The sequence below is a fragment of the Bordetella sp. FB-8 genome (genome assembly GCF_000382185.1).
In the GTDB taxonomy this organism is placed as follows: Bacteria; Pseudomonadota; Gammaproteobacteria; order Burkholderiales; family Burkholderiaceae_B; genus Bordetella.
This window is the reverse complement of record NZ_KB907784.1, coordinates 1,432,848-1,451,307: the sequence shown is the minus strand read 5'-3', so window position 1 is coordinate 1,451,307 and position 18,460 is coordinate 1,432,848. Positions and strand designations below refer to the sequence as shown.

Genomic DNA, 18,460 nt, shown 5'->3' with positions numbered 1-18,460 from the left:
AATCTTGGTGTTCCATCCGCCTCGGGACTTGCCGATAGCCTGGGGGCCGTTTTTTTTAGCGCACCTGTCCCATCGGGATGCACCTTGATGCTGGTGCTGTCCAGCGACACCGCCTCGATCTTGATGCGCACAACCTGCTCGCGCTGCAGTTGCTCGAACATCTTGTCCAGTACACCCGACTGGGTCCAGCGACGCATGCGCGTGTAGATCGTGTGCCAGTTGCCGAACCGCTTTGGCAGGCCCCGCCACTTGCAACCATGTTCTGCAACGTACAGCATCGCGTTGACCACTTGCAAATTGGTCATGCTGACGTTGCCTCGCTGCTTGGGCAGACAATGTTCGACAAGGGCAAATTGCTCAGGTGTGATCTCCATGAACGACAGCATCACGCATCCGAGGCATTAATTCAATTAGTGTTAACACGCCTTAGATTCTTGTGCAGGCGCAACCGCTTGAGTTTTCCGTCTAGGTCTTGCTCTTGTGCGCATACCCGCTGGGAGGTAGCAGCAGTGAACGCGATGGTGCGCTATTCGCCTATCGCGCGATTACATCGATCGAGCCGACTCCAGCGACCATAGCCTGCCCAACATTGCCCGAGCTTGATCGTCACCAACCACCGGTGAGACCAGCTCCAGGAATTTTTCTTCCAATTCAGTATCGGACAGCGGCAATTCCGGATCGCCTTTGCGGTCGGGTTGCATGTGGATCAGGCGCTCGCCGCCCAAAGTCAGCACCTCGACTCGAGCTGATCTTTTCCCTGGAAAAGCCGCATCGATTTCGGGATCTACGCGTACTTCAATGCGCTCCATGAGTTTACGAATGACCGGATCTTCCAGCTGCGCTGGTTCGTAGGCGGCAAGTCTTACACTGCCACGCACCAGCGCAGTAGCCACGACGTAGTGCATGCTGAAACGCGCTTCATTGGCATTCCCGGGGTTTTCATAGCAGGCGATATCCAGTGCCGGCTTATAGGTCTCCACAAGCACCCGTGCGATGTCTCTGACTTTCAGCCCATGTTTTTCTCGCAGCGCGAGCGCGGCATCGATGGATGCGAACGCATGCCCGCATCCAATGTGGTTCTTAAAAGTGAGGCGGGTGATGTGGAAATCGGTGCCCAAGGTATCGCCCACGCGAGACCAGTCCGGCCCGTCGCTCATGGCTTGCCCCAGGCCGGCTTCCCCGTCGAGAACATCCGGCGCGCCCTTGACGCCCTGCGCCGCCAGTTGCGCGGCCAGAAGACCGGCTTCGGCCGCTCGGCCTGCGTGCAAGGGTTTAGACATGGAGTCCATGCGAAACGCTTGTTGCAAGCCAGCCGTGAACGTGGCGGCGGTGGCGAGCGCGTTGGCGAAGGACATTCCGTCGAGGCCCAACGCGCTGGCGGCCGCCGCCGCCGCGCCGAAGCTTCCTACCGTGCCTGTGTTGTGCCAGTAGCGATAGTGCGGACGACCCATGACCACGCCGATGCGCGTCGATACCTCATAGCCCAGTATCAGCGCGCGTAGAAAGGACAAGCCATCGGCGCCGGCATCCTGGCTGGCGGCCAGTGCGGCTGCGATGGTGGCTGCGCCAGGGTGATACATCGCATCGCGGAAGCTGTCATCGATCTCGGCGGCATGCGCCGCTGCGCCGTTGAACAAGGCCGCGGCACGCGCGGTCGCCGCGCGGCCGTTTCCCAGCCTGGCTCGGCCGCGGTCCAGATCGTCGGCCAATACCTGCTCCAACTGTCTCAACGGCGCGGTGGAAAGCCCTGGAAATAGCGAGGCATGCCAGTCAATGACAGCCCGCTTGGCATGATGGATGACTTCAGCAGACAAAACCTGCTTTTTGTACTGCTCGGCATAGTTGCCGAAGACTTCGGTTGCGTGCACGATTCGCACCTCTTTCATTTTAGGATCGATCCTTCAGCCAGCGACCCAACAGCCGATTAACCGCATCCGGCGATTCGTACTGGACCCAGTGCCCCGCATCGGGCAAAACGGCCGTATAGCAATGCGGGTGAAATGTCTGCAGATGGGCTGATACCTGCGGAGGATCCGCCGTTACATCATGCTCGCCCCAGGCCAGGAGCAGCGACTCCGAAGCGCGAGGCAGCAGCAACTGCAGACCTCCGGCGCGCGCCAGCTGAGCAATTGCGCCCTGGGCCGCCGCGCGCCCGCATGACCCGCAGTGCCCAGGAGGGCCAGCCGCCTGATCCCTCCGTACGCCACCGCCAGATGGGTCGCCACGAGGCCACCGAAGGAAAAGCCGGCGAGATCGAAGTCTGCTCCCTGTCCCAGCAGCGCATCCAGGCTGTTTCCTAAACTCCGTAGCAATTCTTCGAGCGAGGCGTTGTTAGGTATGTCGGACTCACCGTAGCCCGGCAGATCGGGAACACACACCATTCGGCTTTCGGCCAGCGCGTGGATATTGCGTATCCAGTGCAGCCATGTTCCGTGACCTCCATGTAGCAGCACTAGCGGGCGTCCTTGCCCCAGCGTATGCCAGATCACGCGCCCCCCGGAGCCGTCTACGGCATGCCGCTGTGTGCGCTCAACAATGCGTTCCACCTCGCAGGGCGCGGGTTCCTGATGGACGAATGCGTTCATTGCAATTTTCAATCCGCGTTGATGAGGCGTTCCCGGCCGCTGCTTGGCGCCGATCCAGCTCCTGCGGGCTTAGACCCGCTCCAACAGGACGGCAATGCCCTGCCCCACCCCTACGCACATGGTACACAGCGCATAGCGGCCGCCGATCGAATGCAATTGATTGACCGCCGTCAAGGCCAGTCGTGCGCCCGATGCGCCCAGCGGGTGTCCTAAGGCAATGGCTCCGCCGTTGGGATTGACGCGCGAATCATCGTCGTCAATACCCAAATCGCGCAGGACGGCAAGGCCTTGCGCTGCAAAAGCTTCGTTGAGCTCTATCACGTCGATCTTATCCAGTTTGAGACCAGCCAGATCTAGCACCTTGCGTACCGCCGGCGCGGGCCCCATGCCCATGATGCGCGGCGGCACCCCGGCCGTGGCCATGGCTACCACGCGGGCACGCGGCACAAGCCCATGCCGCGCGGCATGGGCCGCGTCCGCCAGTAGCAGCGCCGCAGCGCCGTCATTGACGCCGCTGGCGTTGCCTGCCGTTACCGACCCCGCTTCGTGCACCACGCCTTTGAGCTTGGCCAATGCCTCCATGCTGGTATCGCGCGGGTGTTCGTCTTTGAAAACCCGTAGCGGATCACCTTTCTTCTGCGGCACGTCGACTGGGATGATTTCGGCGTCAAAAAAGCCGCGCTTCTGCGCCGCAAGGGCTTTTCGCTGCGATGCCAATGCCATGCGGTCCTGGTCTTGGCGCGAGATGTGGAATTCGACTGCGACGTTCTCTGCGGTTTGCGGCATGGTATCCACGCCATATGCCGCTTTCATCAGTTCGTTGACGAAGCGCCAGCCGATAGTGGTGTCTTCGATTTTTGTGAGGCGGGAATACGCGCTTTCCGCCTTGCCTAATACGAACGGCGCCCGGCTCATGCTCTCGACGCCGCCCGCGATCATAAGCCCGGTCTCGCCTGCCTTGATCGCGCGGGCGGCCGTACCCAGCGCGTCAAGTCCGGAGCCGCACAATCGGTTGACGGTACTGCCGGGTACCGTTACGGGCAGTCCCGCCAGGAGCGCAGACATGCGGGCGACGTTGCGATTGTCTTCGCCGGCCTGATTGGCGCAGCCGTAGACGACATCCGAAACGGCTTCCCAGTCGAGCCCCGGATGGCGCGCCATCAGTGCCTTGAGCGGAATCGCTCCCAGATCGTCGGTGCGCAGGCTTGCGAGGCAACCGCCGTAGCGACCAAATGGGGTGCGAACGCCGTCACAAATATAAGCTTGATTCGTCACGGTATCCCTCGATTCAGGACAACACCGCTACGCCGTCGGCCGCTCGCACGCCAAGACCCTGATCGAGCGCGAAGATCGGGTTGATTTCCGCTTCGACCAGGCGCTCGCCGAGCTGAGCCACCATTCGGGAGAACGCAACGATGGCGTCGACCAACGCCTGGACATCGGCTTTGGGGCGACCACGAAAGCCGTCCAGCAACGGCCAGGTTTTCAGATCCTGGACCATCGACAGCGCCTGGGCGCGGCTCAAAGGCCTCAAACCCTGTTCGTCCTGTCGCAGCAGTCTCATGGTGACGTCCTTGAACAGTTCCGCCGTCACGCCGCCCATGCCCAGCAGAATCGCGGTTCCCAGCGCATCCCGGTGCATACCCAGTATGAGTTCCGTACCACCGGAGACCATTTCCTGAACGAGAAATCGCCCGGGCGTCACGCCGCAACTGGATTTGACATCGGCGACCATGCGGCTGAGCCGTTCGCCTATGGTCGCGGAGCTCAGATTGACGGCAACACCGCCGACATCGCTTTTATGCGTAATTTGCGACGAGAGGATCTTGAGTACGACGCGGTCGCCCAGATCGCGCGCGACAGCCTCGGCGTCGGCGGCGCAGGCAACGGCCGATTCACGGGCGCAAGGCACGCCAAAGCGCGCGAAAAGCTGTTTGGCCTGCATTTCGTCGAGAGCGCCGCCGGGCAGCGGGCCGGTTTCGATCGGAGCGGCCGCAGCATCGCTTTCCTCGGTTGGCGTGAAATGCCGGACGCGCAGCATGGCCACCAGGGCCGCGGTGCAGCTTTCGGCGGCGGCAAAAGCCGGCACGCCGCTTCGCGTCAGCAGGGCCCCCACCTCGGGCGCATGCGGGCTTATATAAGCCATTACCGGCTTATCGGAATTGGGCAGGCATTCCTTGATGGCATCGACCATCAGTTCCGGCATGGCCAGGCTGGAAGAGCCGACAATGATTACTAATGCGTCGTAGCTCGGGCTTGCCAGCAGCGCATTGATGGCACCGCGCAACAGCTCGGGGCGAAGGCCGGCCAGCGTTACGTCGATGGGGTTGCGGTCCAGCACCGCCTCACCGCCGGTCTGCAGTGCGCGCAGGGCGCCGGCTGTGGCCGCATCAGGTGCCGGGGTCTCGAAACCCGCCACGCCCAGATCGTCGGAAACCAGTGTGCCGGCTCCTCCCGTGGATGTCAGGACGGCGACCCGCTTGCCGCGCAGCAGTCGGTGCGTGACCAGCGCAGCAGGGATATCCAGCAAATCCGAAAAATTCTGCGCCCGGATAACGCCGATCTGATTGAACAGCGCATCGTACATGCTGTCAGCCCCGGCCATGGCCCCGGTATGCGACACGGCGGCCTTGGCCCCGGCTTCCGAGCGTCCGATCTTGAACGCCACCACGGGCTTTCCCCGGCGCGCGGCTTTCAGGCAAGCGGCGCGAAACTTGGCCGGATTGCGGACCGTTTCAACGTACAGCGCGATCACTTGGGTGGCGGGGTCATCTGCCAGATGATCGATGAAATCAGCCAGCTCCAGATCCACCTCGTTGCTGGTGGATATCAGTTTTGACAGACCGATTCCACGCGCGGCGGCACGCGACAGAAGCGCTCCCAGAATCCCCCCGCTTTGCGACACTACGCCGATTCCGCCCACAGGAAATTCGCTCATTTCCAACGCCCCGGAAGGCGACAGCACGATCTTGTCGGTCAAGTTGACCAGACCTATGGTGTTGGGGCCCAGGATGCGCATAGGGCCTGCAGCCTCGATCAGCTGCTGCTGGCGTCGCGCCCCCTCGTCACCTGTCTCGGTGTAGCCACTGGCCAAAACGATGGCAGCCGCGCAGCCGCGTGCCGACAGTTCCTTCACCGCCAGGTGTGCGCGCTCGGCGCTCAACAGCACGACGGCGACGTCCGGCACATCGGGTAGCGAGGCGATATCCGGGTAACAAGGTAGATCGCCGATGCGTTCGACCTTGGGATTGACAGGCATGATTCGCCCGGAATATCCGTGCTTGCGCAAATAGGCGACGGGTCTGCCGGTGGTTTTCTGCGGATCGGCCGACGCGCCGATGATGGCGACGCTGCGCGGCGATAGAAGCTTGCTGATGGTGTCGCTCACGCCGTCACTCCCTGACTGCCGATTTGGCGAGAAAAGCTTCGACACAGGCGCGGTGCTCGCTGCTGGTGTAGCAGATTCCCTGAGCCTGACTGCCCTGGGCGAAGACATCGTGGGCCGAGAGTTCGAAGCTTTGATTCAGAATGGTCTTGGTAAGCGCCAGCGCGGTTGAGGACGCTTTCGATAGCTCGCAGGCCCATGCCTGGGCTTCGTCCAGCAGCGTCTCGGCACGGGTTTTGCGATCGACGATGCCCAGGCTCAGCGCTTCGTCCACCTTGACCTGGCGGCCAGTGAAAATTAGCTCTTTGGCCTTGGGCAGGCCGACGCGGCGCGGCAGGAAGTACATGCCCCCGCCATCGGGAATGAGGCCGCGATGGATGTAGGACCAGGTAAAGCTGGCCCATTCGCTGGCGATGATGAAATCGCAAGCCAGCGCGGTATCGGCCCCCAGGCCGGAGGCGGCGCCGTTCACGGCGGCGATCACGGGCTTGGGCATGGTGTGCAGCAACGCCTGCGCGTGGTGGACACGCTGCTGGCGTTGCCAGCCGTTGAAGGCGATCTCGCCGGCAGGCGCATTCATTCGCCTTTGCATGCCGCTGATATCCCCGCCTGCGCAGAATCCTTTGCCGGCTCCCGTGAGAACCAGCGCCCTGATGCGCTTGTCGGCTGCCACCGCATCCAGGGCATCGATGAATTCCGAACGCATGTCGTCGCTCATCGCATTGCGCTTTTCCGGACGGTTGAGCGTAATGGTCGCCACACTGTCGGTGACTTTGAAGTCAATCAAGACATGGTCCATGGCATTCTCCGATATTTCTCGTCTAGGTTCAGCGTTATTCGGGCTTGATGTGGTCTTCTTTGACAACATGTCCCCAGCGCTGCTCCTGGGCCTGGACATACTTCGCCAGATCCTGCGGCGTTCCCGGACTCGCGGCCAGGCCCTCGCGCTTGATCATTTGAGTGAACACGGGTTCCTGCACGGCCTTGCGCGCAGCGGCATTGAGTCGATCGATCACCGCGGCCGGCGTACCTGCCGGGGCATACATTCCGTACCAGCTCTCGACGGCAAAGCCCGGAACGCTATCCGAGACGGGCGGCACGCCCTTGAATGCGGGCGAGGGCGTGGTAGTCGTGACGCCCAGCGCCCTGAACTTGCCGCTGTTGACCAGCGGTCCCGCTGCCTCGGCGGTGGCGAACATCATGTCGACCTGGCCGCCCATCAGGTCCGCCATCGCGGGACCCGCGCCGCGATACGGGACATGAGTCATTTTTGTCTTGAGAAGATCGGCGAACAGCGCCCCGGCCAAATGCGCCGACGTGCCGGTTCCCTGGGACGCATAGGTCAGCTTGCCGGGGTGGGCCTTGGCGTAGGCAATGAGATCCCCGATCGTCTTGAACGGGCTGCCTGCACGCACCACCAGCACGTTCGGTCCCCGCGCGATCAGCATGACCGGCGCGAACGCCTTGTTGCTACCGTAAGGCAAGCTGGGTTGCAGCGTGGGATTGACGGCGTGCGCAAACGTCGAGATGACCAGGGTGTATCCGTCCGGCTTGCTCTTGGCGACGAAGTCTTCGCCGATCATCGTGCCTGCACCGGGCTTGTTTTCAACGATCACCGGTTGACCGAGGTCTTTCGACATTCCCACGCTGATCGTGCGCGCGACCAAGTCCGTTCCGCCGCCGGGGGCGAAGGGCACGATGATTCGGATGGGCTGCTCGGGAAAGGCGGCCAGGGCCGGCCCGGCGTAAGCCGCGGCGGCAAGAACCAGCGCAAGGGATTTCACGCTGCGGTTGACGATGGAAGTCCACATCTGTCTGTCTCCTGAATGTGCGACGGGTGTCGCGTTGAATTGCCGGCTCGTCGCCAACATGTCTTTTATGTGCCGCAAAGCTTATCGATTGATAGAATTTCCCACAGCCCTCTAATTCCAAGGAGTGGAAATTCCGGCCGCTCGATCCCAGGCAGAACCCGTCGCTGAAATTCATTTGAGACATGACCATGGACCACCATCGATCCGCGATCCTCGACGACAAGCCGGGGCAATCTCCCTCCAACCGCTCGCTCGAGCGGGGCATAGAAATCCTTCGGGCATTTCGACCGGGATCCGAATTGCTCGGGAATGGTGACATTGCGGAAAGGACCGGCCTTTCGAAATCCACGGTCAGCAGACTGACTCAGACCCTGGTTGGAACAGGCATGTTGCAGATCGATGCGCAAACGCGTACCTATCGGCTGGCGCCTGCCGTGCTCAGCCTGGCCCATGCCATGCGCACCGGGTCTCATATCCTTACGGTCGCGGCACCTCTAATGCGTTCCCTGGCTGAGAGTCAACGCATCAATGTCGGCTTGGCCGCTCCTGACAGGGACGAAATGGTCTACCTTGAGTCCATTCGCTATAGCCGCCGCATCGCGCTGCGGCACGTCGTTGCGGGCCAGCGCGTACCCATGGAACTGACCTCGCTGGGGCGTGCCTACCTGGCCGTCGCGCCAGAGTCAAAGCGCAGCGCCTTGCTCGCCGTGTTCAAACGGCGCAGAGCGCAGTGGGATACTGTCAGCAAAGCGATTCAGGAGGCGCGGGAGAGCGTCAATGCGCGCGGATATTGCTCTGCTGCCTGGCAGCCTGAGGTCGTGGCGATAGCGACGCCCCTGATCGTTCCCGATGCGATCTATGTTCTCAACATCAGTCTCTCTACAGAAGAGCCCATGAAGAGGATTGTCGATAGGTTCTGCGAACCCTTAATGGAGATGCGCCATCTGATCCAGAGAGAACTGGACGCTCATACCCAGGGCTGAATCAGTCCTGCAGCTGCGTCGAGTACGAGTACGATTTCATTTCACTCTTTGAAAACGGATGGAGCACTCTCACTATGCCGACGGGCGTACGGCCTCTGAAATGGAAAGCAAGGCACGGGCCTCATCGGCTGTTGCGGGTCGGCGACCGAACCTTTCGCATGCATCAACCACCTGCTTTACAAGTGCCGCATTAGAAGGTGCTAACGTGTTCCTGTTCAGTCTAATGTTGTCTTCGAGCCCTGTACGGCAGTGCCCACCGAGCTCTAAAGACCAGCGCGCCACCTCGATCTGGTTGCGTCCAATACCGGCTCCGGTCCAGGTTGCATCAGGCGCCAGTCGTTTGAGTGTTTTGATATAAAACTCAAATACCTCACGGTCCACAGGCATTGCATTTTTGACACCCATGACAAACTGAACATGTAGAGGGCCAACGATACTCCCTGACTTTTGCATGGATACCGCCTGGAAAATCATGGAAAGATCAAAGGCTTCTATCTCAGGCTTGATGCCGTATTTGCGCATTTCTTGCGCGAGCCAATCCACCAGTTCAGGCTCATTGTCATAGACTCGCGTTGGAAAGTTGACGGATCCGGTTGCCAAAGATGCCATGTCAGGTTTGAGATACAGCATGCCGCCGCGCTCATGCCCGGCACCCGATCGCCCACCGGTAGATACCTGCGTGATGATGCCTGGACAATGCTTACGAATGCCATCAATAACCTGGGCAAAACGATCAGGGTCCGATGAAGGTGATTCATCATCGTTGCGTACATGCAGATGGACGAGCGTAGCGCCGGCTTCAAAGGCTTCGTGAGTCGATTCGATCTGCTCCGAGATTGTTATCGGAACTGCCGGATTGTCATTCTTTCTAGGTAAAGAGCCGGTGATAGCAACAGTAATGATGCAAGGAACCGTCATTTTTCAACTCCAAAATACATGTTCCCTGGGAAATTTGCACCAAAGGAGGCGATGAGCATCCTACCTACCAGGCCGCAGCAGTGTTCTGGTTATTAACAACTTCGTGCCATGAACATTGCTCAGCGCGAGTCGACCTGCCGTGCAAAATATCCCATGAGAACTCAGATCGCACTCAATCGCGCCACATCTGTAGGCTCGTGCCATAGCGACCGCTGCTTTGTTGGCAGATCATGGCAAAAAGCAGTTCGCGCCATTTATCCTGGCGAGCTAACAGCAGCTGGTAGCCGAAATGCAGTTCAGTGTTCGACGTTCAGCGCAACCAGCAAGCGCGACACCATGTTGTATGCCGCAACCGTCGCAACGACCTCAACAATTCCTTGGGGATCGAACCGCTGGCGCAGCCGGCTCATTAATGTGTCTGGCACCACGATCTCCCGGGTCATGGTGTCAGCCAGTTCCAAGACCAGTTGCTCCGAAGATGTAAATACATCGGGTGGAGATGCAACTCGAAGCGCGTCAATCTTTTCGTTTGTGATGCCTGCCCGTTCGGCATGGGGTACGTGAGCTTCGAACTCGAAGTTGGCGCCGTTGAGCACAGCCACTCGAAGAATCATCAACTCACGCAGGTCGGCAGGCACACTGGTCTGATTGCGCACGGCCGTAAGCATTCGTTCCCAGCCCGACGCGATGGACCCGCTATTGAGCAATACCTGGTAAAGCAGGGAGATGCGCCCACGCTCTTGCATGATGCGATCTTCGACTTCGGCCAACTCCGGGCGTGTCCCAGGCTGCACTAAAGGAACGCGAATTTTCGAGATACTCATCAATTAGCCCTGATATTTTTAGCTCGGATTAGCTTGGCCCATTTTTCCGTGTCGTGCTTGACCAGCAAAGCCAGTTCCTTGGGTGTCGAGGATACGGGATCGGTGCCAAGTGCAAGCAGTTTTTCACGCACTGCGGGGTCGGAAAGGGCATTGCGTACAGCCTTGTTAACCGCAGCCACGACATCTGGTGGCGTCTTTATGGGCGCAAACAACGCGTACCAGTTGTTGGTGTCGACACCCCTGATTCCTTGCTCTTCAAGTGTCTTTACGTTGGGAAGCAACGGGCTGCGCTTGCTGGAAGCGATTCCGAGAGCCTTCAGAGCGCCTCCACGCACATACCCAATCAATCCCGGGACATCTCCAAAAAAGCCCGACACTTGGCCACCCATCAAGTCCGTGATGGCAGGAGCCGCCCCCTTGTAGGGAACGGGAAGCAGCTTGACACCTGTTGCTTCCATGAGTTGCTCAACTGCCAGATGTGGAATGCTGCCAATGCCGGATGTTGCCATGGTCATGGGCTCTTTGCTCTTTCTTGCCTCCGCCACAAAATCAATGGCATTTTTTGCCGGGTTGTTTTTATTCACTACCAGCAACTCAACATTGTTGACCACCAGCGATACTGGAGCGAAGTCCCGCTGCATGTTGTAGGTCAGCTTCGGGTATAGCGACGAATTAATCGCCGCCGCCCCCACACTGGTAATCCACAGCGTATTGCCATCCGGCTCGGATCGCATGACTTCGCCAGCACCGATAGCGCCGTTGGCACCAGGTCTATTCTCGACAATGACGTCGCGTCCCATTTCCTTAGCCAACTGTGGTGCCAAGGTTCGTGCAACAGTATCAACAGGGCCGCCCGGAGAGAACGATACGATAATGCGCAAGGGCTTGGATTGCTGCGCAATGGCTACTCCGGTGAAGGCCAGACACAACGTGGCAATGGCGATCAGGCTTCTACTTTTTTTCATGTTTTGTCTCCTAGAGTCCATACGAAAGGGGTTCAGTCAGTCGCAGCGTGCGATCATTCCGCCATCCACAACCAACTCCGTCCCGGTAATGAATCGAGCCTCGTCGCTGGCGAGAAAAAGAGCGGCGCTGGCGGTGTCCCGTCCGTCACCCATGAAGCCCAGGGGAATGCGCTTTTGACGCTGAGAAAGCAGCGCCTCAACGTCTCCGCCTGAGCGTTGCTTGGCCAAACGGGTCTCTACCATCGGGGTATGCAACTGACCCGGCACCACGCAATTGACACGCACGCCCTGAGCCGCATGCTGGACTGCAACCACGCGGGATAAGTGAATGACCCCAGCCTTCGTTGCGGCATAAGCCACCTGAGCGCTTCCAGTCCATCGCAAGCCGGAAGTGGACGCTATGTTGACAATGGAGCCAGCGCGTTTTGCCAGCATCGTCGGGAGCACGTGCTTGCAGGTCAAGAAAACGCTTTTCAGATTTGTGTCGACTTGCGAATCCCAAACCTCCTCTGCCAGTTCGACAGGGCCGCCAGCGGCCGAGCCTCCCACGTTGTTGACGAGAATGTCTATCGTGCCAAAAGCCTCAATGCACGCCGCTGACATAGCTGCCACACTGGCACCGCTCGTTACGTCGCAAGTCCAGGTCTTGATTGAGCTTCGTGCGTCACCGGCAAGATTAAGTGTCTCTTCCAATAGTGCCGGATCGCGGTCTACCGCCAATATTTTTGCCCCTTCTTTAGCCAGTCTTACGGCGATGGCGCGTCCGTTCCCCCAGCCTTCTCCGACACATCCTGCGCCGGTCACAATGGCCACTTTGTTTTCAAATCTATGCGTCATGTGTTGTCTCCAAACCGATAAAGTTTCTGAGGATTGGCCACGAGCAACCGCTCGCGCTGCGCCTCGCTGGTGGCAATGCGAGCGATAAGGTTCACCAGTTGTTGCTCATCTGGAACCGGCCCCGCGTGGTTGGGGTGCGGCCAGTCGTTGCCCCACACCACCCGATCACCAAACTCAGCAATGAGTGTTTTTGCAAAGGGTTGCGCGTCCTCGTAGGGCGGCCCGGTTCGCGTGATGCGATCCATACCGCTGACCTTTACCCAGAAACGGTCATCACGCATCAACGCAAGCAACGCGCGGAAATCTTGTTGATGCAAACCCTGTGCGGCATCGACACGGCCGATATGGTCAATTACCACCGGTACCGGCGAGCGTCGCAGCGCCGGCGCCAGGTCGGTCAGCAGGCTCGGGGAACCATGGATTTGCAGATGCCAGCCCATAGGCTCCAGGCGAGCGGCAAGGCCGATAACGTCGTCGATCGGCGTGTGGTGGCCGAGATGGCTCATGTAGTTGAAACGCACACCCCGAAAGCCGACAGCATCAAGCCGTCTCAACTCGGTATCGGCTATGTCGGTTGGCAGCAGCGCAATTGCGCGGTAACTCTGCGGCCGCATAGCCACTGCATCCTCGGTCGCACTATTATCGAAGCCATGACAGCTCGATTGCACGACCACGCAGCGCTGCAGGCCCAACCCGTCGTTCAGCGCATATAGCGCCTCTTTCGGCGCGTCTTTAGCCGGAATGAAAGTAGCCTCGGTCGCATAGGGAAATCGCTCGCGTGGACCGAAAACATGGCAATGCGCATTACAAGCGCCCATGGGAAGAGTGAGGTTCATGGGGAAAAGTTTCGCTTCAGATCAAATTGCATGTAAGGACATAGCCGGCATACCAGTTATGCTTAACAACTATGGATTTGCGTCAGCTTGAATACTTCATCTGCGTAATTGACGCGGGCAGCTTCAGTCGTGCTGCCGCGGTGCTAAATCTCGCGCAACCGAGTCTGAGCCGCCAGATCGCGCTGTTGGAATCGGACCTCGGGCAGCGTCTTTTGAATAGAACCGGACGCGGTGTCACACCCACGGAAGCGGGCAACGCTTTGGCGACTCACGCGCGCTCCATGCTCGATACGGCCAAATTGGCGCGAAATGAGCTACGCGAATTACACGCAAGCCCTGGTGGGCGCGTCATCGTGGGCATGCCGCCGAGAGTAGCGCTAGGGTTAAGCGTTCCTCTTATTCAGAGGTTTAGAGAGCGATTCCCACGAGCGGTAATCACGGTGCTGGAAGGATTGAGCGTGCCTTTGCGTGAATCCTTGATCGCCGGACGGCTTGATCTGGCATTGTTGTTCGATCCACTAGTCTCTCCTCAACTGGAATATCAGAAGTTGATGCGGGAGCGGCTGCTGCTGGTTGCTCCTTTCGGTAGCAAGTTGCCGGCACGGGTCGAGGTAACGAGCCTAACTGCCTACGAGATGATTCTGCCCAGTGCGCCCAACGCAATTCGCAGTCTTCTTGACGCCATCTTGAGGCCGCACCACATCGAGCTGCAAGTTCTTGCCGAAGTCGGCGCGGTCAATACTGTTCTGGCACTTGTAGCCAAGGGCATAGGCTGCACGGTCCTGCCGGAGAGTGCACTGGCGATGAGCAAAGATGGGGCATCGTTGCCTTTTGCTCCACTATGCACCCCGACTGTCTGGAACGCTCTAATGCTCGCAACGCCTCTTGCTCGTCCAGCCACACGCCTTATGCGAGAGACAGCGCAATTGCTGCGCGAGCTGGATTTTCGTGGGCCTCGGTATTACAAGCGCGCTTAGAACGCGCTCGGGATACTCTCAGTAAATGCGTAAGGATCAACGTACGGCAGGCACGCTCGCCTGAAATGCGCTGCGAAGTCCTCCCTCGGGCGCAGCGGTGCGGCTAGTGGCATCGCTGCCGCGAAGCATGGCGGTAGCAACGAGGCCGCACAATGCAGCTAGGGCCATCCAAAGCCCTGGGGCAGCCTTGTCACCCGTGGCGTGGATGAGCCAAGTCGACACCAGCGGCGTAAACCCGCCAAAAATTGCGACCGCAAGGCTGAATGCGAAAGAGAAGCCAACTGTCCGCACATGCGCTGGCATGATGTCAGTGAGCGCCACCATTGCTGCGCTGTTATAGGCTGCGTAGAGTAGCGCAAACCAGAGTTCTACGATCATCAGGTTAGCGAAGCTCACGTTCGAGGAAAGCCAGGCCAGCGCTGGATATGCGGTGACTATTCCTAGAGTCGTGGCGATGTAGAGCACGGGACGTCGGCCGATTCGGTCTGATACAGCACCCATCAATGGAACGCAGAAGAAACTCAACAAGCCGACACAGAAGGTGGTAATCAGGCTATCTTTCGTGCTCAGTTTCAGAACTGTTTTACCGAATGTTGGCGTGTAAACAGCTACGAGGTAGAAGGTAACGGTGGTCATTATCACGAGCATCATGCCGTGAATGATCAGTAGATAGTTTGACCTGAGCGAAGCAAGAACTTCCGGAAGCCGCGGATGATGCTTGCGACTCAGGAATGCTTCGGTTTCCTCAAGCGATCGCCGCAGAACGAAAAGCAGGGGCACGATCAGGCAGCCGATGAAAAAGGGGATGCGCCAGGCCCAAGCATGAAGAACCTCGGGTGCGACGAGCGTGTTCATTAGATAACCAAGGCCGGCGGCGACCATCGTCGCAACCTGCAGACTGGACGACTGCCAGCCCACGTAAAAACCCTTTTGATGAGGGGGGGCAATTTCGTATAAATACACGGAAACGCCGCCCAGTTCCGCGCCTGCCGAGAACCCCTGCAGGAGACGGCCCAAGAACACAATGATCGGCGCTGTAACACCGATAGCTGCGTAACTCGGTACAAAGGCAATCGTCGCTGTTCCAATTGCCATGATCGCCAGGGTCAAAGTCAGACCTTTTCGACGACCGGCTCGATCGGTATAGCCTCCAAGAACAATAGCTCCGATCGGGCGCATCAAGAAGCCGGCGCCAAACGTACCAAAGGTCAACAAAAGCGAGGCGTATTGACTCTCAGTCGGGAAAAAGGCGTTGGAGATGTAGTGTGCATAAAAGCCATAAAGGAAGAAGTCGAACATCTCCATGAAGTTGCCGCTGGCAACTCGGACGATGGCTGAGATCTTGGATGTTTTTTTCGTATTCATGCGAACTCCTGGCAGTTCGATGCGTGCAGGCAAGAACTGGCGTGCAACTGCAAGGCCGCAGATGCGAGTTTCCGGGAGAATTCGCTAATGATGAACTGCTTGATGTAGTGCATTGATTGTCTCCTTGCTTTTCATTGTCATAAATTTCTCGCGTCCGGCCCCGAAGCTAATCGTGACCACGCGAGATAGCCGACACAACATCCCAGAGGACGATTGGCGGGCTCAGTCTCTATCCGTTGCACTCTCGGTAGAGTCCGTAGATAAATACAAGCGATATGCAAATGCCGCGATTGCCTCACTCATGGCTTTGGGTTGCTCCGGGGCCATGGCATGTCCGGCGTCTCGAATCACTTCAACGGTGACCCGATCACCAAGCATCGGTTTCATAACATTGGGTATGACAACGGCGTCATGCTCCGCTTGAAGATCAAGAATCGGCACGCTGTCGCCGGCGGAAAAGTAGTCATCAATGGGGGTGAATTCCCGTGCATGGGCCTGCGCATCGTGTGCTGCTGGGAACCATCCATCGAGCCATACGCTGGGATCGTGACCCGGCCCAAAGAAGGCTCTGCGAAGGCACTCTAGACGCTGGGGTTCTGGCAAAGACAGATCACCTGCTCCGTCAATTGCATCTCGGAGCCGGCTGTAGGGCTTTTCGGTCGAGTCCGGAGGTAGTTTTCCAGCCGAAGCGGCAGCCATGACAACGCCGCGGACCAGGTCTGGACGGTCGGCCGCTAACGCGCGGGCCGGTTGGCTCCCCCATGCGTGCCCAACTATCAAAACCGGGCCGGTCGCTTCGCGGTCGAGAACTGCCGCAACATCACTAGCGAAATCGTGCAGATCCAACCTTTCCATCGGGCCTCGGCTACCGCCAATACCCCGCGGTTCAGGCCGAAGCACACGGAAACCAGCAGTGACAAGATGGATTGCTACAGCGTCATAGTCGCGCCCCGAGCGCGCGAGCGATGGCAGAATGCAGATGATGGGGCCTTTGCCTTGATCAAGGTACTCAATTTGGACATCTTCACACGCACGCCTCGGGCGGTATGAGATCAGTTTGCAGTGAGGGCGCGCGTACATCTCAGAAGGGTGTTTTTCGATAGTCATGCCCTAGTTTGTTTCGTAGATCGGTCTTCGGGAAGCGTATATCTCCTATATCAGCTATACCTATCGGCTATGTTTTAAGAATCTTCATATATGAGGTTTTTGGCCGCAAACCGGCAGAAGCGGGTCGGTTGCCGCCGGCCGCTTTGGACAGCAACCGGCGCCAACGGTCACTCAAAGGTGATCATTGGTCGCGGGCTTTAACACATGTTCGCGATTCGCACCGCCTGTGGGCAGCACCTTACCTTCGCCGGCTCTCGCAATATTTCGGCTACGACAAAAGGTTGGATACTGTACGAAAGCGGCATGAATCTGAGGAGGAGCATGGCACGCATACGTCAGCTGGAAATCCGCAACTTTCGCTCGATTTAGTCGCTCGACTGGGTTCCTTCGGCGGGTAATCACATCTGATGAGCATCGAGACGGCAACAGCAGCAATAGGTCGAGAGAGAACTGTCGGCAGGGCCGATACGACATATACATCTGGGGAAATATCGCTATCGACCAGGGCCAGTCCGAGGAGATTGACTCGTCTGACCTCGAAGTAAACGAAGCCGAGCGGCCGGACCGATCCTCGGTCGACGGCCTTCCAAAGCTAGAAGCGTTTTATTTGTCGCGATTCAGAAGCGGTATTGTTTGTCGATCGTCAATGCCCACGTGTAACAGCGATCGCGCTACCTTTGTCGCCTAGCCATCCCGAAACCAGGCGTCCCAGAGGGAAGCCACAAGCGATATTGTTTGTCGCTCAACACAGTTGTTGATCGACAAACAAAAGGGCTTCTGCGGCAAAGATGGCGCTTCTGATGTCGGCTTTGAAATGCCGCTATGTGTCGGTTTTGAGGGCATCACTCACATGACACCAAGGCTAACCGACAAATTCACGCAATCCGGACGTACTGTCGAGCATCCTTCAGAAGCAATATCAGCTGATCTTCTTGCTCCGGCGCGGGTTCAAACCCGAATTTTCGATAGAACGCCTTCGCTTGTTCATCAATGGGGTGGGTCAGCAAAGCGCGTATCCCAGCCTGTTCCGAAATGAGCAGGGTGCGCTGGACGGCCTTTTTCAACATGCCCACCCCAGCACCTTTTCCTTGGTAGTCGGTATCAACAGCCAGGCGGGCTAGCAGCACAACAGGGATGGGGTATTGACCCATGCCACGCCGGACTCTCTCCGGGACTTCGCTTGTGTCGACCTGACCGACCGTCAGGCTGAAATACCCCGCCACGCGCTGATCATCGCAAACGACAAAGGTTCTGGCGGAACCACTGCCCTGGGCCTGCCGGGCATGACGCAACAGCCAATCGGTCAACGCCGGTTTACCGCAATCGAACCCTTCAAGATGATGGTGGACTTCGAGCGCTGCGGGTGCCGACAGGCTCATCGAGCCTCCCAGGGGGCTTTCCTGGCGAAGAGGTCAGCCAACCCCGGGTTGTGCTCTTCCGGACGGTCAAGCAATTCCAGCAAGGCTTGATACTGGGAGCCAGACACCATGAACAGCCGCTGGTCGAGCAGGGTTTGCTCCGCGGCCCGGGTCGCAGCGTCCAGAATGAACTCGGTCAAGGATTTATGCGCGACATCCGCAGCGCGCCGTAATACGGCTTCCTGTTCTGGCGTGGTACGCAAACCAAGGCGAGAAGATTTCAGGGCGGCAGCAGGAGAAGAACGGGTTTGTGCAGGCATCTTGTTTGCCCAAAGTAAGTCTTGTACTAACAATGTTAGCACATTAAGCCATGGGTAAGCACGCCGCCGCCCCGATCGCCCGGTAACAGCCGAACAAATTGCTCGTCGGCAGATGGGGGCGCATCTACAAGGTAGAGATGGGGCAGGACGCACGTCACTTCCCTCTATCCACCAAGGTCAGCCAAGCTG

General features: G+C 58.6%; 17 protein-coding genes and 1 pseudogene. 2 read left to right on the top strand and 16 right to left on the bottom strand.

Annotated elements, in window-relative coordinates; all coding sequences use genetic code 11:
• The 7 genes and pseudogenes from H143_RS20150 to H143_RS0106905 all read right to left on the bottom strand — a co-directional run.
• A pseudogene (locus tag H143_RS20150) lies at positions 1-374 on the bottom strand (IS5 family transposase); the annotation flags it as partial.
• Positions 375-545: 171 nt separating this feature from the next.
• Positions 546-1,868 (bottom strand): MmgE/PrpD family protein, encoded by a 1,323-nt coding sequence (locus H143_RS0106930; RefSeq protein ID WP_026349809.1) that lies wholly within the window; start codon positions 1,866-1,868, stop codon positions 546-548.
• 171 nt (positions 1,869-2,039) lie between these two features.
• Entirely contained in the window at positions 2,040-2,585 is a 546-nt protein-coding gene (locus H143_RS21355; protein WP_019937504.1) for an alpha/beta fold hydrolase, read from the bottom strand.
• A 69-nt stretch (positions 2,586-2,654) separates the two neighbouring features.
• Positions 2,655-3,860, bottom strand: a complete 1,206-nt coding sequence (gene pcaF / locus H143_RS0106920; RefSeq protein ID WP_026349808.1) for a 3-oxoadipyl-CoA thiolase — start codon at positions 3,858-3,860, stop codon at positions 2,655-2,657.
• A 13-nt stretch (positions 3,861-3,873) separates the two neighbouring features.
• Positions 3,874-5,973, bottom strand: coding sequence for an acetate--CoA ligase family protein (locus H143_RS0106915; RefSeq protein ID WP_019937502.1), 2,100 nt, complete (start codon positions 5,971-5,973; stop codon positions 3,874-3,876).
• 4 nt (positions 5,974-5,977) lie between these two features.
• Positions 5,978-6,769, bottom strand: coding sequence for an enoyl-CoA hydratase/isomerase family protein (locus H143_RS0106910; RefSeq protein WP_019937501.1), 792 nt, complete (start codon positions 6,767-6,769; stop codon positions 5,978-5,980).
• Positions 6,770-6,803: 34 nt separating this feature from the next.
• Entirely contained in the window at positions 6,804-7,781 is a 978-nt protein-coding gene (locus tag H143_RS0106905; RefSeq protein WP_019937500.1) for a tripartite tricarboxylate transporter substrate binding protein, read from the bottom strand.
• 188 nt (positions 7,782-7,969) lie between these two features.
• On the opposite strand from H143_RS0106905, the gene H143_RS0106900 reads away from it, so the two are divergent.
• On the top strand, positions 7,970-8,764 hold the full coding sequence (locus H143_RS0106900; protein ID WP_026349807.1) for an IclR family transcriptional regulator: 795 nt from the start codon (positions 7,970-7,972) through the stop codon (positions 8,762-8,764).
• A gap of 72 nt (positions 8,765-8,836) precedes the next feature.
• Here the strand turns inward: H143_RS0106900 and H143_RS0106895 are convergent, their stop codons facing one another.
• From H143_RS0106895 to H143_RS0106875, 5 genes are all read right to left on the bottom strand, one after another.
• Complete coding sequence (locus H143_RS0106895) at positions 8,837-9,682, bottom strand: 3-keto-5-aminohexanoate cleavage protein (RefSeq protein WP_026349806.1); 846 nt, start codon at positions 9,680-9,682, stop codon at positions 8,837-8,839.
• Between the two features lie 296 nt (positions 9,683-9,978).
• Positions 9,979-10,506 carry a carboxymuconolactone decarboxylase family protein gene (locus tag H143_RS0106890; protein ID WP_019937497.1) on the bottom strand — a complete coding sequence of 176 codons (528 nt, stop codon included), beginning with the start codon at positions 10,504-10,506 and terminating at the stop codon, positions 9,979-9,981.
• A complete protein-coding gene (locus tag H143_RS0106885) occupies positions 10,506-11,471 on the bottom strand; it encodes a tripartite tricarboxylate transporter substrate binding protein (protein WP_019937496.1) in 966 nt (321 codons plus the stop codon). The genes H143_RS0106890 and H143_RS0106885 overlap by 1 nt, the downstream gene beginning before the upstream one ends.
• Positions 11,472-11,507: 36 nt before the next feature.
• A complete protein-coding gene (locus H143_RS0106880; RefSeq protein ID WP_019937495.1) occupies positions 11,508-12,308 on the bottom strand; it encodes an SDR family NAD(P)-dependent oxidoreductase in 801 nt (266 codons plus the stop codon).
• On the bottom strand, positions 12,305-13,144 hold the full coding sequence (locus H143_RS0106875) for an amidohydrolase (RefSeq protein ID WP_019937494.1): 840 nt from the start codon (positions 13,142-13,144) through the stop codon (positions 12,305-12,307). Before H143_RS0106875 ends, H143_RS0106880 begins: the two co-directional genes overlap by 4 nt.
• Before the next feature lie 71 nt (positions 13,145-13,215).
• On the opposite strand from H143_RS0106875, the gene H143_RS0106870 reads away from it, so the two are divergent.
• Entirely contained in the window at positions 13,216-14,121 is a 906-nt protein-coding gene (locus H143_RS0106870; RefSeq protein WP_019937493.1) for a LysR substrate-binding domain-containing protein, read from the top strand.
• A 36-nt stretch (positions 14,122-14,157) separates the two neighbouring features.
• Here the strand turns inward: H143_RS0106870 and H143_RS0106865 are convergent, their stop codons facing one another.
• The 4 genes from H143_RS0106865 to H143_RS0106845 form a co-directional block, all read right to left on the bottom strand.
• Entirely contained in the window at positions 14,158-15,486 is a 1,329-nt protein-coding gene (locus H143_RS0106865; protein ID WP_019937492.1) for an MFS transporter, read from the bottom strand.
• Between the two features lie 222 nt (positions 15,487-15,708).
• Complete coding sequence (locus H143_RS20140; protein ID WP_051094469.1) at positions 15,709-16,566, bottom strand: alpha/beta fold hydrolase; 858 nt, start codon at positions 16,564-16,566, stop codon at positions 15,709-15,711.
• A gap of 902 nt (positions 16,567-17,468) precedes the next feature.
• On the bottom strand, positions 17,469-17,972 hold the full coding sequence (locus tag H143_RS0106850; protein WP_019937489.1) for a GNAT family N-acetyltransferase: 504 nt from the start codon (positions 17,970-17,972) through the stop codon (positions 17,469-17,471).
• On the bottom strand, positions 17,969-18,271 hold the full coding sequence (locus tag H143_RS0106845; protein ID WP_026349804.1) for a DUF1778 domain-containing protein: 303 nt from the start codon (positions 18,269-18,271) through the stop codon (positions 17,969-17,971). The genes H143_RS0106850 and H143_RS0106845 overlap by 4 nt, the downstream gene beginning before the upstream one ends.
• Positions 18,272-18,460 lie beyond the last annotated feature (189 nt).

Coding starts and splice junctions, on each gene's coding strand:
- H143_RS0106870 (WP_019937493.1), top strand. CDS start 13,216: ATGGATTTGCGTCAGCTTGAATACTTCATCTGCGTAATTGACGCGGGC.
- H143_RS0106890 (WP_019937497.1), bottom strand. CDS start 10,506: ATGAGTATCTCGAAAATTCGCGTTCCTTTAGTGCAGCCTGGGACACGC.
- H143_RS20140 (WP_051094469.1), bottom strand. CDS start 16,566: ATGTACGCGCGCCCTCACTGCAAACTGATCTCATACCGCCCGAGGCGT.
- H143_RS0106885 (WP_019937496.1), bottom strand. CDS start 11,471: ATGAAAAAAAGTAGAAGCCTGATCGCCATTGCCACGTTGTGTCTGGCC.
- H143_RS0106845 (WP_026349804.1), bottom strand. CDS start 18,271: ATGCCTGCACAAACCCGTTCTTCTCCTGCTGCCGCCCTGAAATCTTCT.
- H143_RS21355 (WP_019937504.1), bottom strand. CDS start 2,585: ATGAACGCATTCGTCCATCAGGAACCCGCGCCCTGCGAGGTGGAACGC.
- H143_RS0106875 (WP_019937494.1), bottom strand. CDS start 13,144: ATGAACCTCACTCTTCCCATGGGCGCTTGTAATGCGCATTGCCATGTT.
- H143_RS0106850 (WP_019937489.1), bottom strand. CDS start 17,972: ATGAGCCTGTCGGCACCCGCAGCGCTCGAAGTCCACCATCATCTTGAA.
- H143_RS0106895 (WP_026349806.1), bottom strand. CDS start 9,682: ATGACGGTTCCTTGCATCATTACTGTTGCTATCACCGGCTCTTTACCT.
- H143_RS0106905 (WP_019937500.1), bottom strand. CDS start 7,781: ATGTGGACTTCCATCGTCAACCGCAGCGTGAAATCCCTTGCGCTGGTT.
- H143_RS0106900 (WP_026349807.1), top strand. CDS start 7,970: ATGGACCACCATCGATCCGCGATCCTCGACGACAAGCCGGGGCAATCT.
- H143_RS0106910 (WP_019937501.1), bottom strand. CDS start 6,769: ATGGACCATGTCTTGATTGACTTCAAAGTCACCGACAGTGTGGCGACC.
- H143_RS0106880 (WP_019937495.1), bottom strand. CDS start 12,308: ATGACGCATAGATTTGAAAACAAAGTGGCCATTGTGACCGGCGCAGGA.
- H143_RS0106865 (WP_019937492.1), bottom strand. CDS start 15,486: ATGAATACGAAAAAAACATCCAAGATCTCAGCCATCGTCCGAGTTGCC.